This is a genomic window from Bacteroidota bacterium (assembly GCA_016713925.1).
Taxonomy (GTDB): domain Bacteria; phylum Bacteroidota; class Bacteroidia; order AKYH767-A; family OLB10; genus JAJTFW01.
In genome coordinates this window covers 716,498-736,483 of sequence record JADJOH010000002.1, presented here as the reverse complement: position 1 = coordinate 736,483, position 19,986 = coordinate 716,498, and the positions used below count along the sequence as shown (strand labels likewise).

The window sequence follows — 19,986 nt, the reverse complement described above, 5'->3', positions numbered from 1 at the left end:
AAAAAGAAATCATCATGGCCATTGAACTAAAAGTACCCTCCCCCGGAGAATCCATAAGCGAAGTACAGATTTCCAAATGGATGAAGTCTGACGGAGATTTTGTAGAGAAAGACGAAGAAATTGCGGAGATAGATTCTGATAAAGCCACCTTAACCCTCGTTGCGGAAGCGGACGGCATCTTGAAAATTCTCGTGAAGGAAGGAGAGACGGTAGCGGTCGGCAGTGTGGTAGCTACCATTGACACTAACGGTGCTGCACCTGCTAAAAAAGATAAACCTGCAGTTGTTTCAGCCGAACAGAATAAAACTGCAGCAGTGGTTAAAGAAGATCCGGCGAAAGTGGAATCCGCGGGCTATGCCGCCGGTGTTCCGAGTATCAGTGCAGAGAAGTTGATGAAGGAAAATAATATTGTTGCTGAAAAGGTGAAACCTTCCGGTAAGGATGGACGCATCACCAAGGGAGATGTGCTGGAGGCGTTGAAAGAAGGTCCGGCAGAAAAGAAGGATGCGAAACCGGCTACCGCTCCTGTGTTGAATCAAAGTGTTGCCGGTACAGGAAGCAGGGAAGAGAGACGGGAAAAGATGACCATGTTGCGAAAGAAGGTCGCACAACGGTTGCTGGCGGTGAAACAATCTACTGCTATGCTCACCACCTTCAATGAAGTGGACATGAGTGCGGTAATGAATGTACGGAAGCAGTACAAGGACGTTTTTAAGGAAAAGCATGGGGTGAATCTCGGCTTCATGAGTTTCTTCACCAGGGCCGTTTGTGAAGCGTTGAAAGCTTTCCCCGCGGTAAATGGTCAAATTGATGGAGATGAAATTATATACCACGATTATTGTGACATAGGCATCGCCGTTAGTGCCCCCAAGGGATTGATGGTACCTGTAGTCAGAAATGCGGAGGGCATGAGTCTGGCGCAGATAGAAAGTGCGATAGGAGGTTTAGCCCTAAAGGCCCGCGACGGAAAACTCAGTATCGAAGAAATGACAGGAGGAACATTTACCATTACCAACGGCGGCGTTTTTGGTTCCATGATGTCAACGCCTATTCTCAATCCACCGCAGAGTGCCATCCTGGGCATGCACAACATCGTAGAGCGACGAATGGCCATCCACGGAAAATTATAAATCCGCCCCATGATGTACGTTGCCTTATCCTATGATCACCGCATCATCGATGGCCGCGAGTCGGTCGGCTTCCTCGTCAAAGTCAAACAAATGCTCGAAGACCCCATCCAACTCCTCACCCACGGCCAGGATCCGATGAAAATGCTCCTCGACCTGTAATGAAATTAATGAATTAATGAATTGATGAATGTTTTGAAGTATTTAGAATTCTTGTGTTAAGAAAATTCCTCCGTGATCCTTAGTGCTCTTAGTGGTAAAAAAGGAAAAATTCTTCGAGGACGACGATCTCTATGCAACTAAAATTTGATGGTTTTTGACGAGACACTTTCCGAATCAGTTATTAAATTGACAAAATAAACCCCATTCGCCACCGCATTCATCGGTATCTCTCCCGTCACATACCCTCCCGCTATCACCTCCATTTTTTTCTCGTACACCAACCTTCCCTCAATATCAAACAACCGTAAACTCCCCGTTCTTCCTTTGAGTTTAGAGGCGTTTACGTGAATCATATTCCACTCGCTATTATACCATGCTTGAAAAAACACTTGCTGTGGGGGTTGAAAATCATCCACCCCAACACTCAGCGTATCACAAGGCGAGCCCACCCATGCGCCGAGTTCGTAATCGGGGTTGTTGGGGAGGCCGAAGTACGTACGTGCACCACCAAGGTAAAAGCTAAACGGTTGAAAATCGCAAGCGAGACCGAGTGAATCGGGTTGGTTAATGACGGAGAGGTGGGTATTGTATTGAGTATATGCAGTATCCGGATAAGGATACCAAAAATTTTCATCCATTCCTGCCAGATAAATTTTATTATCAGGTGCTAATTTTAGCATGCCCATCCCGATTGAAGAGTTCGGTAATGTATAAACTGGAGTGCGGGTTGAACCTATATTAGCAGCAGTTAAGTCATACTGATAAAGGGTGTCAAGGGATCCCGGATTAGCATGTGCATAAGAGGTTACATATAATTTAGTTTCATCGGATGATAATGCACAAGAAAAATAATAGGGGTAGGGGCCTTGTAATCTTTCAGGTTCAATTATAAGTGGATTACTAAACAATCCATTACAGCGGTCAAAATCATATTTGAATATTGCTCCCCTCCAATCTATGAAATAGAATAAATTACCAGTAGAATTAAATAAAGCGGCACCTCCTCCTGTAGTGTGAAAGGGACCAATATTCTGAACAGAATCTAAAACAATCCCACTTTGATCAATTTTGTATATATAAAATGAATTGGACGGAGTAAAAGAAACGTTATCCCATTTTTTAAATATCAACCACCAGTCTCTTCCATTGCCATGGCGTACCGCGGTTAACCCATCAAAGGCAGGCTCATATCTGAGCTGAATATTTTTCTGAATTACTATTCCGGAATCATTATTGGCTTTATAATTAATTATTGAATAATGGAGACCGTATGGTACAATTCCTACTATTCCAATTGTAAACACATAAAGAAGTGAATCATTTTGAGAATTTGGAATAGTAATTATTGAATGATAACCATCATCGCCGAAAATTGTATCACCATTAGACATCATTTTATGATATTTGTTATAAAAAACATACCTTATTTGATTTATAGACTTATTATATGCTGCATAAAATTTCAAAGCATTGGTACTATCACTTAACGTTGCAGTACCACTTCTCCCTTTATTGGCTGTCATAAAAAAGGTGGGACTAGTCGGTGAACTCCAATCTATACCAACCGAGTCCCCAAAGCACCATATATCTCCTTTGTATTTTTGCGCTAACACCTTCCCACCCCCAACAGCCGCAGTCATCAACAACAAAGCGCAAAGGAATTTTTTCATCACAATAAAATTACGGAAAATATTCAATAGAACCTGTAAGTCTTTAACTTGTTACATTACAGTCATTGTGGTCATCAATTTATCAATGTGAATGAGATGGTTGTCTCTGAGATAAATCTACCCTAACCCTACCTTCGGTAGGCAGGCGCAAGGAACGCGAGGAATACGCGGGGAACGCAAGGGTTTATCATTATAAATCATAATAATGCCATAAAGCCGGAAGCCGGTAGCCGGAAGCTGGAAGCAAAAAATTTATTACCCACCAAAATCTCATTATTACTCTAAAACAGCCACCACTTCCTTCACTCCCGGTACCATTTGCTTAAGCAGATTTTCAATGCCTGATTTTAAGGTGACAGTAGAGGAGGGACATCCGCTGCAGGCGCCTTTGAGGACTACACTCACCACACCGTTTTTGTAGGAGCGAAAATCAATCGCGCCGCCATCACCTTCTACGGCCGGACGAATATACTCATCCAGCAACTCCATGATCTTCTTTTCTGCGGCAGGATCTGGGGCCGTGTCGATAGTGTTTGTCTCCGGTGCAATGGCTTTCGTGTTTGCAACTGTAGGCGCAGGGTTGTTTTCTTTCTCCAGAGATTTTTTCCCGGGAATATGTCCTTCTTCCAATGGAGAATTCAGGAAAAGTTTTTCATCTGACATCAGAAAGCCACGGATGAATTCGCGAAGGATGTTGGTGATATCAAACCAATCGATGTCGGAGGCTTTGCCGATGGTAATGAAATTGGAAGTAATGAAAACTTTGTTCACGCCGCTGAAAGCAAAGAGCTGTGTCGCCAATGGACAATTGACTGCTTCGGAAGGATGATTGTATTCTACCGCACCGCCTTCCAGGAGCATTACATCGGCAACAAATTTCAGGCTGTTGGGATTGGGCGTCAGCTCAGCGTATATATTGATGGGTCGCATGTTATTTTTATTACGGCAAAGATACGGTGATAAAACAATGCTTCCTGCAGATTGTTTTAACAGGCAATACCGTACTTTTGTAAATCATTGTTCTATTGAATGATGTGTAGATCGCTGACATGCAACAAAAAACAGATTTCCTGATCATCGGTTCGGGTATTGCCGGACTCAGTTACGCGTTGAAAGTAGCGGCTCATGGCAAGGTAATGATCATCACCAAGGCGAATCGGGATGAAACCAATACCAAGTACGCGCAGGGCGGTATTGCCGCAGTTACCTATGCGCCGGATTCAGTCGAAAAGCATATCGCCGATACGCTGGATGCCGGTGACGGACTTTGTGATGAGCGCATTGTTCGCATGGTGACTACGGAGGGCATGGATCGCATTCGGGAACTCATCCACTGGGGAGCCGATTTTGATAAGGATGAGTCCGGGAAGTTTGATCTCGCCCGAGAAGGTGGTCATTCTGAACATCGCATCCTCCACCACAAGGACAGCACCGGCGCGGAGATTGAACGCACCTTGCTGGATCAGATTATTCATCATCCGAATATCGAGTTGCATACCCATTTCTTCGCCCTCGATCTCATTACGCAGCACCATCTCGGAGAAGAAGTCACCAGAAGTTCAGGCGGAATTGCCTGCTATGGTGCTTATGTGCTCAATCTCACCACGAATAAAGTAGATACGATTTTAAGCCGCATCACCATGATTGCAACAGGTGGAGCCGGACAATTGTACAGAACCACTACCAATCCGCGCATTGCTACCGGTGATGGCGTCGCGATGGTGTATCGCGCGAAAGGTACGGTACGCGATATGGAATTTATTCAGTTTCATCCAACGGGTTTGTATCATCCCGGAGAGAGTCCCTGTTTTTTAATTTCAGAGGCAGTGCGAGGAGCAGGCGCTATTTTGCGCAATTCAGATCGCGAAGAATTCATGATGCACTATGACGAGAGAGGTTCACTGGCACCACGTGATATTGTAGCAAGAGCCATCGATAATGAAATAAAAAAGAGCGGTGGAGAACATGTGTATCTCGATTGCACTCCTATTGAGCGAGAAAAATTTGAAGAACATTTTCCGAATATCCTCCGCAAATGTCTGAGCATTGGCATTGATCCCCTGAAGGATTTTATTCCGGTAGCTCCGGCAGCGCATTATATGTGCGGTGGTATTTATGTAGATGAAAATGCCTGTAGCGATATTCAGCATCTCTATGCCTCCGGAGAATGTGCCCGCACCGGTCTGCATGGTGCCAACCGGCTTGCATCGAATTCGCTCCTCGAAGCGGTGGTGTTTTCTCACAGAGCCTATCTGCACAGTATAAAAGCATTGGGCAATGTTTCTTTTAAAGAAGGTATTCCCGACTGGAATGCAGAAGGAACAGGGAAGCCGAAGGAGATGATTCTGATTACGGAGAACCGCAGGGAAGTGCAGGCCTTGATGAGTAATTATGTGGGCATCGTTAGAAATAATACACGACTCAAAAGAGCCCTCGACCGCTTACGCATCATTTACGGTGAGACGGAAGCGTTATACGAACGGACCATCGTTTCTCCCGATTTATGTGAACTGAGGAATATGATTAATATCGGTTATCTCATCACCAAAGCCGCCATGGCTCGCACTGAAAACCGCGGACTCCATTACAATACCGATCTGGAATCCCCTCTTGCACCGGCTAAAAAATGATGGATCCTCTTGCCTGCTTTTCAATTGACGGAGAGGAAGCTTTCCGCCTGCAAGCCATGGAAGTTTTCAGGTATCAGTGTATTCATATTCCCGTCTACAAAGACTATCTAAAAGCCATTCGTGTGGATCCGGAAAAGGTGCAGCACTGGGAAGATATTCCTTATTTACCGGTTTCATTTTTTAAAACACATGACATCTGCGAAGAAGGCGCTACAGCAGATGTTATTTTCTCCAGCAGCGGCACCACCGGACAGATCCCCTCACGGCATCGGGTAGCCGACATTCGTATCTATGAACAAAGTTTTCTAAAAGCCTTTGAATTGTTTTATGGAGACATTCGGGAATATTGTCTGCTCGCCCTCTTGCCTTCGTATCTGGAACGGAAAGGGTCTTCGCTGGTCTTTATGACGGAGCGACTGATTCGTGAGAGCAGGCATGAAGACAGCGGCTTTTACATGCATCAATACGAACAGTTGGCGGAAGTATTAAAACGACAAAGGGATAAAAAACAACGAACCATTTTATTGGGCGTCAGTTATGCCTTGCTGGAGATGGCGGAAAAATTTCCAATGGATTTTCCCGAACTCATCGTTATGGAAACAGGAGGGATGAAAGGGAAGCGTCAGGAAATGATACGCGAAGATTTGCATGAATTATTACGAAGAGGTTTTAATGTCCCTCAGATCCATTCTGAATACGGAATGACTGAACTTTTGTCGCAGGCCTATTCAAAAGATGAAGGTAAATTTCAATGTCCACCCTGGATGAAGGTCCGTATCCGGGAAATCAATGATCCCTTTGCTTATGTTCCCAACGGGTCTACCGGTGGAATCTGCATTACCGACCTTGCTAATGTGCATTCCAGTGCCTTTATCGCGGTAGAGGATATCGGTCGCATGCATGCCGATAACCATTTTGAAGTACTCGGACGTTTTGATAACTCTGAAGTACGCGGCTGCAATTTGATGTATTTTTAATAGAAAATGTTATTTACATAATGAGCGATTGCAGCAAATGAAGGAATTCTTCGCCGGTAATTTGAGGTTATCTTAGTTTTGAATAAAAGAATATTCTGATAACTAAATCATCTGTTTAAACGCAGCGACCGCCGCGAACCCGCCGCGAACGCAGCACCTGCCTGCCGGAGCTTCAGCGTAGGTAGGTTTAAGTTTGGAGTCGTTGCTGTTCTTGATGGTGTTTTAATAACTCTAATTTCCTTTATACCAATCTATAGTGCGGAAAACCATTAATTTAACTGACTGAATTCAGTAAGCTATTAATTTAACCCGTGAATGCAGGTAGAAGTCAGGAATTCTAAGCAGGTAATTTGAAGATAAAAAAGCCTGATTCAAATGACCTTTATCCCTTTTCATCTATGAAAATCACGCTTTCACCCTGTTGAGGAGTTAATTTATACCAATAATCTCCCGAAAGGCCGTAAGAGTGACTAATTTTGCTTACCCTTTATTAAATTATGGCCATCGGCTACTCGCGCTATCTAAAAACGATTTACTTAATCGTTGACTTTTTCCTGCTGAACTTAACGTTCGGTCTGGTGAGTTTGTATTTCAAATGGCCGGTGCTCAATGCGGATATCAACTTCCTTGTTCAGTTTATCTATATCAACCTGTTCTGGGTAATCAGCGTTTCAATTATCAGGGTCCATGAAATTGACCGGGGAATGCGCTTTGAACAAATCGTGGCGCAGTTGCTCAGGGTTATTGGCTTCTTCAGTATTTTATTGGTCTCCTTTCTGTATTTTCTTGACAATTACTTCATTCCCGTATTCCATCTTGAAATTAAAATCATTGTTTGGGCGATCGTTTTCCTGATCTGGAGGATAATCATAGCCCTCTTCATCAACTTTTTAAGAAGGAGGGGAATCAATTATCGGAAAGTAATTATTGTGGGGAATGGACAGCCTGCCAAGGAGATGATGAAATTTTTTGAGAATCACCCCGAAACCGGCTACCGGCTCAAGGGTGTTTTCTGCGATGAATCCACTTTGCTTGAACCTCATCAGGTTTCGGGATCGGTTCAGGATGCGGTTGAATTTGCCCTGGCACAAAAAATTGATGAAATCTATTGCTCTCTTTCCGGATTAGATGCGGATGCCGTCACCCGGATGATGAATTTTGCCGACAATAACATGATCCGGTTTAAAGTGATTCCGGATTACAGAGGATTTTTAAACCGGAAGATAAAAATTGATTTCTACGACCTTGTGCCTGTACTGAGCATTCGTAATGAGCCGCTGCAGAATGGTTTCAATCGTATTTCCAAACGACTTTTTGATATCGCCTTCTCCTTGATGGTGATCATCATCGTCTTTCCTCTGGCCTTATTGATTTTTGCTCCGCTTATAAAACTGAGTTCAAAGGGTCCGGTGTTCTTTAAACAACTACGTACAGGTTTAAACAATCAGGAATTCTATTGCTATAAATTCAGATCCATGAAGCTTAATGACGAGGCCGACACTTTGCAGGCCAGGAAGGGCGATGAACGGATTACTAAGATCGGTGCCTTTTTAAGGAAGACCAGTCTCGATGAATTGCCACAGTTTTACAATGCCCTCATTGGAAATATGTCAATCGTCGGTCCGAGGCCACATCCACTAAAGCTGACGGAGGAATCATCCAAGCTCATCGATAAATTCATGGTGCGCCATCTCGTCAAACCCGGAGTCACCGGTTGGGCGCAGGTGCATGGACTCAGAGGGGAAACCCGCGACAATACGCTCATGGAGAAGCGGGTCGAATATGATGTCTGGTATTTGGAAAACTGGTCCCTGCTACTTGATATTAAAATTGTCATAATCACCGCCTTACAGGTCATCTCCGGAAAGCATAGCGGGGATTGATGAAACGAGGAGAGACGAAACAATATCCCCGGTTTTGTTTCATCCTGTTGATGTGTTTTTCACCACTTTTCATTTTAAAAATACGCTTTTAGGAAACTTTGCTTTTAGCCGTTAAAAAAGAAGTATCAATGCTTCATTAATTCACTCCCTTAAAACTTGCTGGTTGCGCGTGTATCATCTACTTTTGCGCCCTCATGGAACAGACTATCGTACTCGTAAAGCCTAAGTCATTGGGAGCTAAGCTTTCCGACTATGCGCAATTCAGCAAGTTACGATTAGCGGGACTCGTGGTTTTTTCGGCAGCCATGGCCTACTTAATGGGTGCGGATCAGGTCAACTGGAGTAAGTTTATCCTTCTTATCATTGGAGGATTTTTAACCACGGCATCCGCGAACGGATTCAATCAGATTATAGAGCGGGATTTGGATAAAATGATGGCACGTACTTCAGGTCGGCCCATTCCCGACGGAAGAATGAGTGTGCACGAAGGCATTATTGCAAGTGTCATCTTTGGAGCGACAGGTGTTTTTTTACTCGGATGGTTCATTAACTCAGCCAGTGCATTTCTCGGATTACTCTCTATCGTATTGTATACCTTAGCCTATACTCCGCTGAAGCGACGCAGTCCGTTCGCGGTTTTTGTAGGCGCAATTCCCGGAGCCATTCCGCCCTTGCTGGGTTGGGTAGCTGCCACGGGTTCGTTCGGAATGGGCTCTGGCTCTTGTTCAGCATTCAGTTTTTATGGCAGTTTCCGCATTTCTGGGCGATCGCCTGGGTGTTGGATGATGATTATAAAAAGGCTGGATTTAAGATGTTGCCTACAGGGGAGAGGGATAAGGATTCCGCATTCCAGGCCTTGCTTTACACCTTGAGTTTATTGCCCCTCGGTTTCATGCCCTATATTTTTGGTTTGACCGGATGGCTGACCGTGGTGGTGATATCTGCCGTGAGTCTGTATTTTTTATGGCTCGCTTTCCAGCTCTTCATTCGCTGTGATATGGAATCTGCCCGAAAACTAATGTTTGGCTCCTTTGTTTATTTACCTGTAGTTCAAATTATAATGGTAATTGATAAATTGTAAGAAGATGGCAGAGATGGTAGTTGACAACGAAAGTGTAAGTAAGCCCAAAATTCCTTCTGAGAAAATTCTCCTGGGATTAGGCATTGGGAGTATAATTATGTTATTTGCCGGCCTTACTTCCGGATATATCGTTCGGCAAGCGGAGGGAAACTGGAAATTTTTTGAAATCCCTTCGGCGTTTTATATTTCCTCGGTAATTATTTTGCTGAGCAGCGTGACGATGCACCTGGCCTTGCGAGCGGCGAAAAGAGACCAGTTTCAGGAAATCAAAACTTTCCTGATCATCACGCTGGGTTTGGGGCTGGCCTTCGTTTTCACCCAGTTTATTGGATGGAATGAATTGATAAAGAATGGCGTACATTTCGTCGACAAGACCACTCCTTCCGGATCCTTCTTCTTTGCGCTCTCCGGATTACATCTGGCCCATATCGCTTTCGGCATTCTGGGACTCATCATAACCGGTGCAAAATCAATCCGCGAAAAATACAATTCCTCTAATTATCTGGGTATTTCACTTTGTGCAATTTATTGGCACTTTCTGGATGGCCTTTGGATATATTTATTTGTATTTTTGGCCATCTATCGCTAATTAATCAACCTAATATCTGAATAAAGTATGGCTGCAGAAGCTACGATGACCCAGGAAACCGGAACCAAAAGTATGTGGAATGGTGGACGTTCACCCTTCAACGTAAGTTGGGGAAAAATGATGATGTGGTTCTTCCTTGTGTCGGATGCATTTACCTTCTCCTCATTAATTATCGCTTATGGTGCAATGCGTCACCGCTTCGAGGCTGTTTGGCCGAAAGCGAACGATGTCTTTACACACTTTCCTTTTGTAGAAGGACATATCCCCCTCGCTTATGTAGGTTTAATGACCTTCATTCTGATCATGAGTTCGGTGACCATGGTGCTGGCTGTAGATGCCGGACATCGTCGTGATAATAAAGGTGTCGCTGTTTGGTTGTTTCTCACCATCATCGGCGGATTTATGTTCCTTGGCTCACAGGCCTGGGAGTGGTATCACTTTATTCATGGAACGGAAGTAGGTGCTTATCTGGCGCCTGATGGTTCTGTTTACAGAGATGTCTCCAATGCGTATCAGTTACACGCCAGTAATCCTCCTGCCGGATCGCTCGTTGCTCCTGACTATACTTTGATCTCTGATAAGTCAGCTATAGAAGCCATTAAAGCCAAGTCTGAACATATCCATGGTGCCAACCTGACGCATAACGAGTACGGACATCCGCTCTTTGCCGATTTCTTCTTCTTTATTACAGGCTTCCACGGATTCCACGTATTCTCCGGGGTGATGATTAACATTATCATCTTCCTGAATGTACTGGCCGGTGTGTATTCCCGCCGCGGACATTATGAGCATATTGAAAAAACAGGATTGTACTGGCATTTCGTGGATCTGGTATGGGTATTCGTGTTCACCTTCTTCTATCTCGTGTAATTAAAATTAAATACTACAGCTTAAAACCTTCGTATGTCAGATAATCATTCAAAGCCTCACGGCTACTATACCGGCGATATACACAATCAGTTCGTTGAAGAACATTATGATCCAAAGAACCGTTCGGTTATCTGGAGAACATTCTGGATACTCTTGTTCATTACGATTTTTGAAGTAGCCATCGCCTTCGCCCCCATTGCACATGGTATTCTTGTGATTACCTTCATTGTGCTCACTATCGTAAAAGCGTACTTTATCGTTGCGTTCTTCATGCATCTTAAGCATGAGAAGTTGAGTTTTGTCTATACGATTATTCTGCCCTTCGTGCTGATTGTTTATCTGATTGGTATGGCGCTGGCAGAAGGTACATATCTGAATATCTGGGATAGCATATTCTGATCCTCCCCGAGTGAAAAAATTTCTGATTCTTGCTTTACTGTTTATTATTCCTTCCGCCCTGTATTTGTTGCTGCAGACAGGAGAGAATAAATATGAGAAGATGGAAATATTTGGTCCGAAGGAGCCGGTAAAAAAGATCATTAATGGTAAGGAAGTCATCGACACGGTTTATCATACCGCCGGTGACTTTTCTTTATATGATTCGGATAGTAACCTTGTCACCGGAAAGATTACAGATGGAAAAATTTATGTAGTGGATTTTTTCTTCAGTACGTGTAAAACCATATGTCCTAAAATGTCGAATCAGCTCATGCGGGTTCAGCATAATTTTAAGAAAGACGATGAAGTGGTCATTCTTTCGTTTACTGTCGATCCGGGTAATGATACCCCTGCCCGCTTAAAAGAATATGCAGCCAAACACAATGCCATTCCGGGGAAATGGTATTTTCTTACCGGTGATAAAGAGCAGATTTACAGTCTCGCGCGAAACAGTTATTTTCTCAATGCGCTGGAGGGAAGTGGAGGTGAAGATGCTTTCCTGCATTCCGAACAGTTTTTGCTGATGGATAAGGAAAAGCGCATTCGGGGTATTTACGATGGCACCAATCATTTTGAAGTGAAGAAGCTGATGGAAGATATTGCTGCACTGAAAAATGAATATGCAAATCCTTCGCGCTGATTTAAAACCCGCAAGCGTTTAAATTTGTTTAGCAATTAAAATTATGGCAACTATTGATCAGGTGAAAGAAAGAACGGTCTTCCGGATAGTGATGGCGCTTTCCATCTTCGTTTTTCTACTTGTACTGGTTCTGGATAGCAAAATCTTACCCCGACCGCAGCCGATGCCTGCATTTGCCGCCTACCTGCCCATGCTGAATGCCATCATTAACGGCTCATGTACCGTTCTGCTGTTGCTCTCCTTAAAAGCGATTAAGAGAAAGGATGTAGCCCGTCACAAGCAACTCAATCTTCTCACTTTTGTCTTGTCCAGTTTGTTCCTCATTTCCTATGTTACTTATCATTGGCTGAGCGAAGAGACAAAGTTTCCGGCAGAGCATCCCCTACGTCCCCTCTATATTACTATTCTGATTTCTCATATCATCCTGGCCGCTCTCGTATTGCCCATGATTCTGGTCTCTTTCTGGTATGGGTTGAGCAATCAGGTGCAAAAACACCGAAAGCTGGTGAGGTGGGCCTTCCCGATCTGGCTGTACGTCACCAGTACCGGGGTGATTGTTTACCTGATGATTTCCCCTTATTATAAATTTTAAACTTGCAAATCAGAGGTGGTGTTACTTACCTTTGTGAAAGATAAATGGAAGCCATGAAAAAGTTAATCGTCATCAGCATCTTCTCGGTATTTCTAATGCTTCAGCAGGAGGCTTCTGCTCAATGCTCTATGTGCAAACGTGTGGCAGAATCCGGATTGGAGAACGGGGAGAAGAAAGGTCGTGGGTTGAATACCGGCATTTTATACCTGATGTCGGTTCCCTATTTGATGGGTGGTGTCGCCGGTTATATCTGGTGGAAGAATAATAAGAAGGAAAAAGCTTCCTGATTTTTTAGAGGTAGTTGCGGTTATTTTACTTTTAGATTTTCAGCAAGTTTTTGAGAGACATTATGTCCTGACTTGTACCAATTAGTGCGGTGTGTTCAATTTCAATCTAGCAAATGATATAGATAGACAAGGAAATAGTGTTTACCGCTTTAACCCTACCAGCGATACAGCTTCGTTCGGTAGCCTTACCTTTTTGAGCTTCGGTCAGTTGGCATGGATAAACGGAGAATACTTCTATAAAGCTTCGAAGTCCAAAGGGAATACGTTGCGTACAATGAGCTTGACCGAAAACTTGACGCATCTTTTGGAAGATGTATATTTTCGCTTTTTCCCCTAAAATCGACTTTATTTTTAACCGTAAATAATCTTAGTTTTAAATAAAAAGAATATTCTGATAATTAACCCTTCTGTTTAAACGCAGCGATCGCCGCGATTCCGCCGCGAACGCAGCGTTTAAGTTTGGAATCATTACTGCTCAGGATGGTGTTTTAATCACTCTAATTTCCATTTTACCTGCTCTTAGTGCGGGTAAGTTAGAAAACCATTCAATTAATCGGTTGAATTAAGATGACTTTATTTTCATCAGTGAATGAAGATGTAAGTTAGGATGTAATAGCACTTATTTGACGAGTAGATTTTCTGCGAATTTTTGAGAGACATTGTGTTGCTTCCTGTTTACCTCAATGCGCAGTGAGCCGTCAAAATCCATTTTGAAATTATTTTAATTTTTGTTTTTAATCCGATCCCCAGTTCAGAGACATATTGCAGAAACATCGCTGAATTGTCCTTTACCGCGACCAACTGACAGATACTGCCCACAGGAATTTCAAGAAGTGATGTTTTCTGATACGTTTTCATTTCTCCCTTTGCATCCGGTATCGGGTCGCCATGTGGATCTGCCTGAGGATAACCTAAAAATTTCTCTAATTTCTCAATGAGTTTTTCAGATTGAATATGCTCCAACTGTTCCGCGACTTCATGAATTTCATCCCAGGAGAACTGTAGCTTTTCGTATAAAAAGGTCTCCCATAAGCGATGCTTTCTGATCACCAGTAAGGCTTGTTTACGCCCATCTTTGGAGAGTTTGATTTTCCCGTATTTCTCATACATGACCAGCTTCTTCGTCTTTAACTTTTTCAGCATGTCGTTCACCGTAGCCGGTTTTATGCCCAGATGCTCCGCCAGTTTATTGGTTCCCGTTTCGTTATTCCCCGATTGCAGCATCAGGTGTAACAGGGCTTTCAGATAGTTTTCTTCAGTGTTGGTCAGCATTTTACAAATATAGAAAGGATTTTCAAACAATAAAAGTTAGGTTGATCTAACAAAATAATGTATATTTGCCTTATGACACGGATGATTTTACTGGTAGGAGTTTTCCTCTTACCATCAATTCAGTTTTTATATGGGCAAGGAAGCTTGCGTGGTCGTGTGTATGACGATGGCAAGCCTGTACCCTTTGCTACGATTGGGATTCCTGCATTGGGAATCGGAGCGACATCGGATAGTAATGGATTTTATGTCATGGATGATTTGCCTGCCGGGGTGCAGAAGATCGAAGTAAAAGCACTGGGCTTTCAAATCTACCGGAAGGAAGTGAAGGTGGTGGATGGCGTGAAGACATCACTTGATTTTTACCTGAAAGGAGAGACCAGCGCTTTAAAAGAAGTGGTGATTAGCGGAACATTGAATCCCGTGGAGCGTCTGGAGTCCGCGATACCGGTAGAAGTGTATCATCCTTCTTTCTTTAAACGAAATCCCACACCGGGTGTCTTCGAAGCCTTGCATATGGTGAATGGAGTACAGCCACAAATAAACTGCAACGTTTGCAATACAGGCGATATTCATATCAACGGAATGGAAGGTCCTTATACGATGGTGTTGATAGATGGAATGCCGATCGTGAGTAGTCTGAGTTCTGTTTATGGCCTGAGTGGAATTCCGAATGCTATTATTCGTCGCATAGAGATTGTAAAAGGTCCTGCCGGTACACTCTATGGTTCAGAGGCGATGGGCGGACTCATCAATATTATCACGAAGGAGCCACATGCTGTTCCGCGCTTTTTTACGGAGCTGAATGCCACTTCAACAGGTGAGGTGAATCTGGATGTGACCGGGAAGTGGAAAGCCGGGAGATGGAGCTCATTACTGGGAGTGAACACCTTTCATTTTTCCAATGCGCGTGATATCAATGATGATAATTTTACGGATGTTACCTTGCAGAAGAGAGTTTCTGTTTTTAATAAATGGTCATATAGCAGGAAGGATACCTTGCCGGTTCAAATCGCATTGCGCTATCTTTATGAAGACCGCTGGGGAGGAGAGATGCAATGGTCGTCGGAGTGGAGAGGATCGGATTCGATTTATGGAGAGTCGGTGTATACCTCGAGGGTGGAGGCGATCGGGCAGTATGGTTTTAAAATAAAAGATGAAATTATCACCACTGACTTTTCCTTCAACCGTCATGTTCAGGATTCCTGGTATGGTATCGTTTCTTTTGATGCGGTACAAGCGGTGAGTTTTCTTCAATTCCGGTGGACGAAGAAGATGGGACGACATGAGCTGATGACGGGGCTGCCTGTCCGTTATACCTTTTATGATGACAATACTCCGGGTACTGCTACCGGCGATTCCCTGCAGATGACCAATGCACCGATGAAGAGTTTACTGGCCGGAGTTTTTATACAGGATGAATTCAGCCTTACCGATCAACTGGCATTACTGGGTGGGATACGTTCGGATTTTCACAAAGAACATGGCATGGTGCTCTCTCCGCGATTGGCAGCCCGGTATAAGTGGAGTGCCTCTCATTCGATGCGTTTGAGTTCCGGAAACGGTTATCGTGTAGTGAACCTCTTTACCGAAGACCATGCTGCCTTGAGTGGTGCGCGTGATGTGGAAATTGTAGAATCACTAAAGCCGGAGCAGAGCTGGAATATAAATCTGAATTATACCGGACAATTGCAACCGGTTTGGGGCATCATGAATATAGATGCTTCTGTATTTTATACTTATTTCTCTAACCGTATCACCGGTGATTTTTTAACGGATCCGCAGCGCATCATCTACAAAAACCTGGATGGCTATGCGATCAGTAAAGGGGCGAGTCTGAACCTTGATTTTGCATCAACGGGAACTTTGCGCGGGAACGTCGGCGTGACTTTTCTGGAGGTCTATCAGGTGGAGAGGGAACACCGTACAAAGCAATTGCACGCGCCGTCGTGGAGTGGAGTAGGCGGGTTGACCTGGACAGCCAAAGGAGGAAGATGGTTGATTGACATTACCGGAAAACTAACGGGCCCTATGTATCTGCCCGTCGTGCCGAATGATTATCGTCCTCAGAAATCACCCTGGTTTGCTATCATGAATGTACAGGTCACCAGAAGAAGCGGCCCTTGGGAATTCTATACCGGACTAAAGAACATGTTGAATTTTATTCCGGAAGACCCCATTTTACGACCCTTTGATCCCTTTGATAAATTTATCGATGTGAATAATCCTTACGGGTATACCTTCGATCCCTCTTACAACTATGCGCCAATAATGGGTACCAGAGTTTTTATAGGTTGCAGGTATACTTTGGGGTGATTTTTTTATAGAAGATATACGAAACCGGTATGTCGGTTCGTTTTTTCTGCAAACCTACACACCATGAACACCCACTCTACCAGCGGAACGGCATTGCTTTGTCTTATGATATTGGCAGCCTGTAACAGCAACAAGGATCAGGAGAAGAAAGACGAAATCTTGCCCGATGTTGTCACTGTTTCTGAACAGCGGCCTACGGAAGAAATCGTCACTCCGGAACAACTTAACAACAGGCAGGATGTTTCATTTACACGCGAGCCGGCGCCATCCCCTGTTTCTCCGGTTTACCTCCGTGAACCAGCCGTACAATACAGCGAGTTTCTGCTGCCGGATATCATGCACCATGAGATCAGTGCTGAACGTGATACCATCCTTTCAAATCATCAGGGACTTGAACTTGCGATTCCTGCCGGAGCGTTTATTCACGATGATGGTTCTGCTCCTTCAGGAAAAATCATGTTCCATTTGCAAAGTTTCCATGATGATCTCTCTATTTTAAAGGAGGGATTGACCACCACCTGTAATGGAGAAATGATCGAGACTGCCGGGATGTTTTACTGCGATGCTTCTTCTAATGGTAAACCGTTGAAACTTCGTAAATCCATTAACGTTAGTTTCCGGACAGAGGAAGTGAAAGAGGGCATGCAAATATTTTATGGTGAAAAACAAGCCGATGGTGTTGTCAACTGGATTCCGGAATCCGCCGACAGGGCAGCTGTAAGTACAAGTTCAACCCGCGGTCAGACCGGTACCGTTTCGCGGTCAGGCACTACGGTCTTGTCTTCAGGATCGGGCCGAGGGGATGAACTTAAGGTCTCCGGTTATATATGGGATGTAACCAGTGCAACTAAACGGGAACGATTTCGTCATTTGGAACAAGGTCGTCCTGCTTCATGGACAAGTTTTGTTTACGGTGATTTAGTGAAGGCAGATAAGTTGTTATGGAAAAGTGTATTTGATATTACACGCGTAGAAGTGAATATGAGACTATTGGAGAATGCCCGATATGAATTGGTCATTATCCCCTCTGATAATGTCGTACTCGATTCTTTGATTCGTTTATCTACAAAAAACTTCTGGGATAAATCACGATATCCGAAGCACATTGATGAACACGATGATATACGTTATGCCAGTACTTTTTATCTGCGACTGGCAACGAAAGGCCATAACTTCATCGCAGCCCTGAAAAAGAAAGGTAAAAATCAGACAGTCATTGCATCAAATGCGACAGAGATGAGTATGGTGACCAATTATGCATTGCAGATGACACGAATGGGCTGGATTAATTGTGATCGATTTGTCAATTTGGAAGAAAGAAAAGATGTTATTGTTTTTTTGCCCGAAGGATTTAGAGGTAGTGTGCAGCTTGCAACAAGCAGCTTTCGTGCATTCCTTCCCGGTGTTCGACATCCGGACCGCATGGTGTTTAAAGGAGTACCCGCTAATGAAGCATTTAATGTATTGTTTTTCGATTACAATGCGAAAGGGGAGTTAATGGTTGCTAAATGTAAAGGAGTAGCCGATGGAACGCCCGTGTCGGGAACAAAATTCTCAACTGTAACGATGGACCAGCTGCAGAGTTTTGTGGCAAGTCTTTGAATGAAAGTTCGATTTAAAAGGGCTGCATGATGTTTCAATGCAGCCCTTTTGTTTTTTGTTAATCGTCATCTTCGGATGATGAAGCAGGTGTTTCACCCGGTGCAGGAGAGCTATTATACTCTCCAGCCGGTATAGCGGATGTTATGCCCTGCAATTCCGTATGTCTGATTTGTCCGCCCAAATACCCGGTACGCGCCATTGCTGCGAAGACAACCAGTGAAAGCACGAAGGCCGGTTTTGTAAACAGGCTCGCTTTGTTTGCATCTTTGTTTTTAAGGAGGAGTCCTGCAAGAGAAACAATGCCGAGTGTGATCATAAGCCATAACGCGAGTTCTGCCGCTTCTTCATGAGCGTGAATGCTTGCTTCAGTAATGCCGGCTATGTTTTCTACAGTTTCTTCGGCTTCTTCACCGGTTTTCATAACCGGTATAGTAATGATCGCCATGGCTACCCATATAGCCAATACAGCGTTTTGAATGATCCTTTGTTTGCACAATAGCGCATAGACCATGAGCGCAATTCCTATAATAGTTCCTATGATGGGGAAGTGATTTAAGAGGAGATGAAGATGTGTTAAATCCATTTTTTTGTTTTTTAATTGTTTGACTTCCGGGAATAGACGAATACAGGAAGTAAGCTTCCCTTTAGAAGTGCTAAATTTATTGTAAATTTTATTGGTGAAAAATCAGCAACGTGGAGGTTGGAAAATATCGGATTGAAGTTGTTGACCTTCATCCGTGGTGACTCTGACTAAAAGCAATAGTTGTGCAGGGGTATGAATTACCACCTCCTGACGATTCTCCGGTGGGGAAGAATTAAAAGGCTTTTCCCCTGAGACAGATGACTTGAATGGCAGGGCATTGTCGGCAGCAAGATCCTTGTCGGTTTCATCTTCCCTGGTGTTATAATGTAAATTCAGAAATTCAAAAAGAGTGAGTGCATCGCTTTGGAAATGCAATTGATAATGATTGTTCAGATCAGGAAACTTTATAACCTGCAGTAGAAAAATATTTCCCATACCAAAATAGACAATCAGCCAATAAAGAAATATTTTTTTCATGTGTTCCAAAATTAAGCATTGCCGGAGCAATTATCAAGTTGTTTGTAATGATAATTGTCAGTTTTACTCGAGATCTGCTTATTTCATGAAAGTTTAATCCTATTGGTATTTTTGCCTCATGAAAAAGCATCCATTTGTACAGTCAGTTGAAGAGGAAATGCATCGTTTCAGTGACGAAGAAACAGCAATCGGTATGAAAGCCTATATGCGTGATCAGTTTGAATTTTTAGGGGTGAAGAAACCGTCAAGAGAAATCGTCCTGAAAAAATTTACATCTGAATTCAGATCGATTCCTGATAGGGAATGGGTGCTCATCGTTCAGCAATTATGGAAACTTCCCTACAGAGAGTTTCAGTATATGGCGATGGAGTTTTGCAAAGTTAAAAGCAAGAACTTTCAACCGGAACACCTCCCCGTTTTTGAGCACATGGTCACTGATAAATCCTGGTGGGATACCGTCGATTTTTTGGCGTCCAATCTTATTGGAGAATTGTTTCGCCGTTATCCCGAATTGATAGCACCGACCATTAAAAAGTGGACGGCGACTGACAACTTCTGGCTGCACCGCACGGCAATCATTTTTCAGTTGAAGTATGGAAAGAATACCGATGAAAAGCTCTTGTTTCAACTCTGTTCACGCTATGCGAAGGAGAAAGAATTCTTTATTCGCAAAGCTATTGGCTGGGCCTTGCGTCAGTACAGTAAATCAAACCCGGCTGCGGTAAAGTCCTTTCTTGAAAAACAGCAATTGTCACCCCTTAGCGTGAAGGAAGCTTCAAAGTACATTTGATCA

General features: G+C 43.6%; 16 protein-coding genes and 3 pseudogenes. 14 read left to right on the top strand and 5 right to left on the bottom strand.

The window, feature by feature from the left end; all coding sequences use genetic code 11:
* Nucleotides 1-14: 14 nt before the first annotated feature.
* A pseudogene (gene odhB, locus IPJ86_03040) lies at nt 15-1,289 on the top strand (2-oxoglutarate dehydrogenase complex dihydrolipoyllysine-residue succinyltransferase).
* Between the two features lie 137 nt (nt 1,290-1,426).
* On the opposite strand, the gene IPJ86_03035 reads toward odhB, so the two are convergent.
* Both IPJ86_03035 and IPJ86_03030 read right to left on the bottom strand, forming a co-directional pair.
* Nucleotides 1,427-2,959, bottom strand: a complete 1,533-nt coding sequence (locus IPJ86_03035; GenBank protein ID MBK7886296.1) for a T9SS type A sorting domain-containing protein — start codon at nt 2,957-2,959, stop codon at nt 1,427-1,429.
* 276 nt (nt 2,960-3,235) lie between these two features.
* Complete coding sequence (locus IPJ86_03030; protein MBK7886295.1) at nt 3,236-3,889, bottom strand: NifU family protein; 654 nt, start codon at nt 3,887-3,889, stop codon at nt 3,236-3,238.
* Nucleotides 3,890-4,008: 119 nt separating this feature from the next.
* Between IPJ86_03030 and nadB the strand changes: the two genes are divergently transcribed.
* The 10 genes and pseudogenes from nadB (at nt 4,009) to IPJ86_02980 (ending at nt 12,946) form a co-directional block, all read left to right on the top strand.
* Nucleotides 4,009-5,589, top strand: coding sequence for an L-aspartate oxidase (gene nadB / locus IPJ86_03025; protein MBK7886294.1), 1,581 nt, complete (start codon nt 4,009-4,011; stop codon nt 5,587-5,589).
* The gene (locus IPJ86_03020; protein ID MBK7886293.1) at nt 5,586-6,566 is read left to right on the top strand and encodes an acyl transferase; all 981 of its coding nucleotides are present in this window, start codon (nt 5,586-5,588) and stop codon (nt 6,564-6,566) included. The genes nadB and IPJ86_03020 overlap by 4 nt, the downstream gene beginning before the upstream one ends.
* A 497-nt stretch (nt 6,567-7,063) precedes the next feature.
* Nucleotides 7,064-8,449: an undecaprenyl-phosphate glucose phosphotransferase gene (locus tag IPJ86_03015; GenBank protein MBK7886292.1), complete on the top strand. Its 1,386-nt coding sequence runs from the start codon at nt 7,064-7,066 to the stop codon at nt 8,447-8,449.
* A 194-nt stretch (nt 8,450-8,643) separates the two neighbouring features.
* Nucleotides 8,644-9,530: pseudogene (gene cyoE / locus IPJ86_03010) on the top strand (protoheme IX farnesyltransferase).
* A 4-nt stretch (nt 9,531-9,534) separates the two neighbouring features.
* Nucleotides 9,535-10,119, top strand: coding sequence for a cytochrome c oxidase subunit 3 (locus IPJ86_03005; GenBank protein MBK7886291.1), 585 nt, complete (start codon nt 9,535-9,537; stop codon nt 10,117-10,119).
* Between the two features lie 45 nt (nt 10,120-10,164).
* A complete protein-coding gene (locus IPJ86_03000; GenBank protein ID MBK7886290.1) occupies nt 10,165-10,989 on the top strand; it encodes a cytochrome c oxidase subunit 3 in 825 nt (274 codons plus the stop codon).
* 33 nt (nt 10,990-11,022) lie between these two features.
* Nucleotides 11,023-11,388, top strand: a complete 366-nt coding sequence (locus IPJ86_02995) for a cytochrome C oxidase subunit IV family protein (GenBank protein MBK7886289.1) — start codon at nt 11,023-11,025, stop codon at nt 11,386-11,388.
* A gap of 10 nt (nt 11,389-11,398) precedes the next feature.
* On the top strand, nt 11,399-12,067 hold the full coding sequence (locus IPJ86_02990) for an SCO family protein (protein MBK7886288.1): 669 nt from the start codon (nt 11,399-11,401) through the stop codon (nt 12,065-12,067).
* Nucleotides 12,068-12,128: 61 nt separating this feature from the next.
* Nucleotides 12,129-12,659, top strand: coding sequence for a DUF420 domain-containing protein (locus tag IPJ86_02985; protein ID MBK7886287.1), 531 nt, complete (start codon nt 12,129-12,131; stop codon nt 12,657-12,659).
* A 53-nt stretch (nt 12,660-12,712) separates the two neighbouring features.
* The gene (locus IPJ86_02980) at nt 12,713-12,946 is read left to right on the top strand and encodes a hypothetical protein (GenBank protein ID MBK7886286.1); all 234 of its coding nucleotides are present in this window, start codon (nt 12,713-12,715) and stop codon (nt 12,944-12,946) included.
* A 619-nt stretch (nt 12,947-13,565) separates the two neighbouring features.
* On the opposite strand, the pseudogene IPJ86_02975 reads toward IPJ86_02980, so the two are convergent.
* Nucleotides 13,566-14,218 (bottom strand): annotated as a pseudogene (locus IPJ86_02975) (metal-dependent transcriptional regulator).
* A gap of 72 nt (nt 14,219-14,290) precedes the next feature.
* Here IPJ86_02975 and IPJ86_02970 point away from each other — a divergent pair.
* Both IPJ86_02970 and IPJ86_02965 read left to right on the top strand, forming a co-directional pair.
* Nucleotides 14,291-16,531: a TonB-dependent receptor gene (locus tag IPJ86_02970; protein ID MBK7886285.1), complete on the top strand. Its 2,241-nt coding sequence runs from the start codon at nt 14,291-14,293 to the stop codon at nt 16,529-16,531.
* Nucleotides 16,532-16,594: 63 nt separating this feature from the next.
* Nucleotides 16,595-18,133: a hypothetical protein gene (locus tag IPJ86_02965; protein MBK7886284.1), complete on the top strand. Its 1,539-nt coding sequence runs from the start codon at nt 16,595-16,597 to the stop codon at nt 18,131-18,133.
* A 58-nt stretch (nt 18,134-18,191) separates the two neighbouring features.
* Here IPJ86_02965 and IPJ86_02960 read toward each other — a convergent pair whose 3' ends face one another.
* Together IPJ86_02960 and IPJ86_02955 are read right to left on the bottom strand one after the other, a co-directional pair.
* The gene (locus tag IPJ86_02960) at nt 18,192-18,716 is read right to left on the bottom strand and encodes a hypothetical protein (GenBank protein ID MBK7886283.1); all 525 of its coding nucleotides are present in this window, start codon (nt 18,714-18,716) and stop codon (nt 18,192-18,194) included.
* A 102-nt stretch (nt 18,717-18,818) separates the two neighbouring features.
* Nucleotides 18,819-19,193: a hypothetical protein gene (locus tag IPJ86_02955; GenBank protein MBK7886282.1), complete on the bottom strand. Its 375-nt coding sequence runs from the start codon at nt 19,191-19,193 to the stop codon at nt 18,819-18,821.
* A gap of 157 nt (nt 19,194-19,350) precedes the next feature.
* On the opposite strand from IPJ86_02955, the gene IPJ86_02950 reads away from it, so the two are divergent.
* A complete protein-coding gene (locus IPJ86_02950; protein ID MBK7886281.1) occupies nt 19,351-19,983 on the top strand; it encodes a DNA alkylation repair protein in 633 nt (210 codons plus the stop codon).
* Nucleotides 19,984-19,986: the final 3 nt, after the last annotated feature.

Excerpts from the sequence above, each read along its gene's own strand:
- IPJ86_03035 (MBK7886296.1), bottom strand. The coding sequence starts at position 2,959 with ATGAAAAAATTCCTTTGCGCTTTGTTGTTGATGACTGCGGCTGTTGGG.
- IPJ86_03030 (MBK7886295.1), bottom strand. The coding sequence starts at position 3,889 with ATGCGACCCATCAATATATACGCTGAGCTGACGCCCAATCCCAACAGC.
- nadB (MBK7886294.1), top strand. The coding sequence starts at position 4,009 with ATGCAACAAAAAACAGATTTCCTGATCATCGGTTCGGGTATTGCCGGA.
- IPJ86_03020 (MBK7886293.1), top strand. The coding sequence starts at position 5,586 with ATGATGGATCCTCTTGCCTGCTTTTCAATTGACGGAGAGGAAGCTTTC.
- IPJ86_03015 (MBK7886292.1), top strand. The coding sequence starts at position 7,064 with ATGGCCATCGGCTACTCGCGCTATCTAAAAACGATTTACTTAATCGTT.
- IPJ86_03005 (MBK7886291.1), top strand. The coding sequence starts at position 9,535 with ATGGCAGAGATGGTAGTTGACAACGAAAGTGTAAGTAAGCCCAAAATT.
- IPJ86_03000 (MBK7886290.1), top strand. The coding sequence starts at position 10,165 with ATGACCCAGGAAACCGGAACCAAAAGTATGTGGAATGGTGGACGTTCA.
- IPJ86_02995 (MBK7886289.1), top strand. The coding sequence starts at position 11,023 with ATGTCAGATAATCATTCAAAGCCTCACGGCTACTATACCGGCGATATA.
- IPJ86_02980 (MBK7886286.1), top strand. The coding sequence starts at position 12,713 with ATGAAAAAGTTAATCGTCATCAGCATCTTCTCGGTATTTCTAATGCTT.
- IPJ86_02970 (MBK7886285.1), top strand. The coding sequence starts at position 14,291 with ATGACACGGATGATTTTACTGGTAGGAGTTTTCCTCTTACCATCAATT.
- IPJ86_02965 (MBK7886284.1), top strand. The coding sequence starts at position 16,595 with ATGAACACCCACTCTACCAGCGGAACGGCATTGCTTTGTCTTATGATA.
- IPJ86_02960 (MBK7886283.1), bottom strand. The coding sequence starts at position 18,716 with ATGGATTTAACACATCTTCATCTCCTCTTAAATCACTTCCCCATCATA.
- IPJ86_02955 (MBK7886282.1), bottom strand. The coding sequence starts at position 19,193 with ATGAAAAAAATATTTCTTTATTGGCTGATTGTCTATTTTGGTATGGGA.
- IPJ86_02950 (MBK7886281.1), top strand. The coding sequence starts at position 19,351 with ATGCATCGTTTCAGTGACGAAGAAACAGCAATCGGTATGAAAGCCTAT.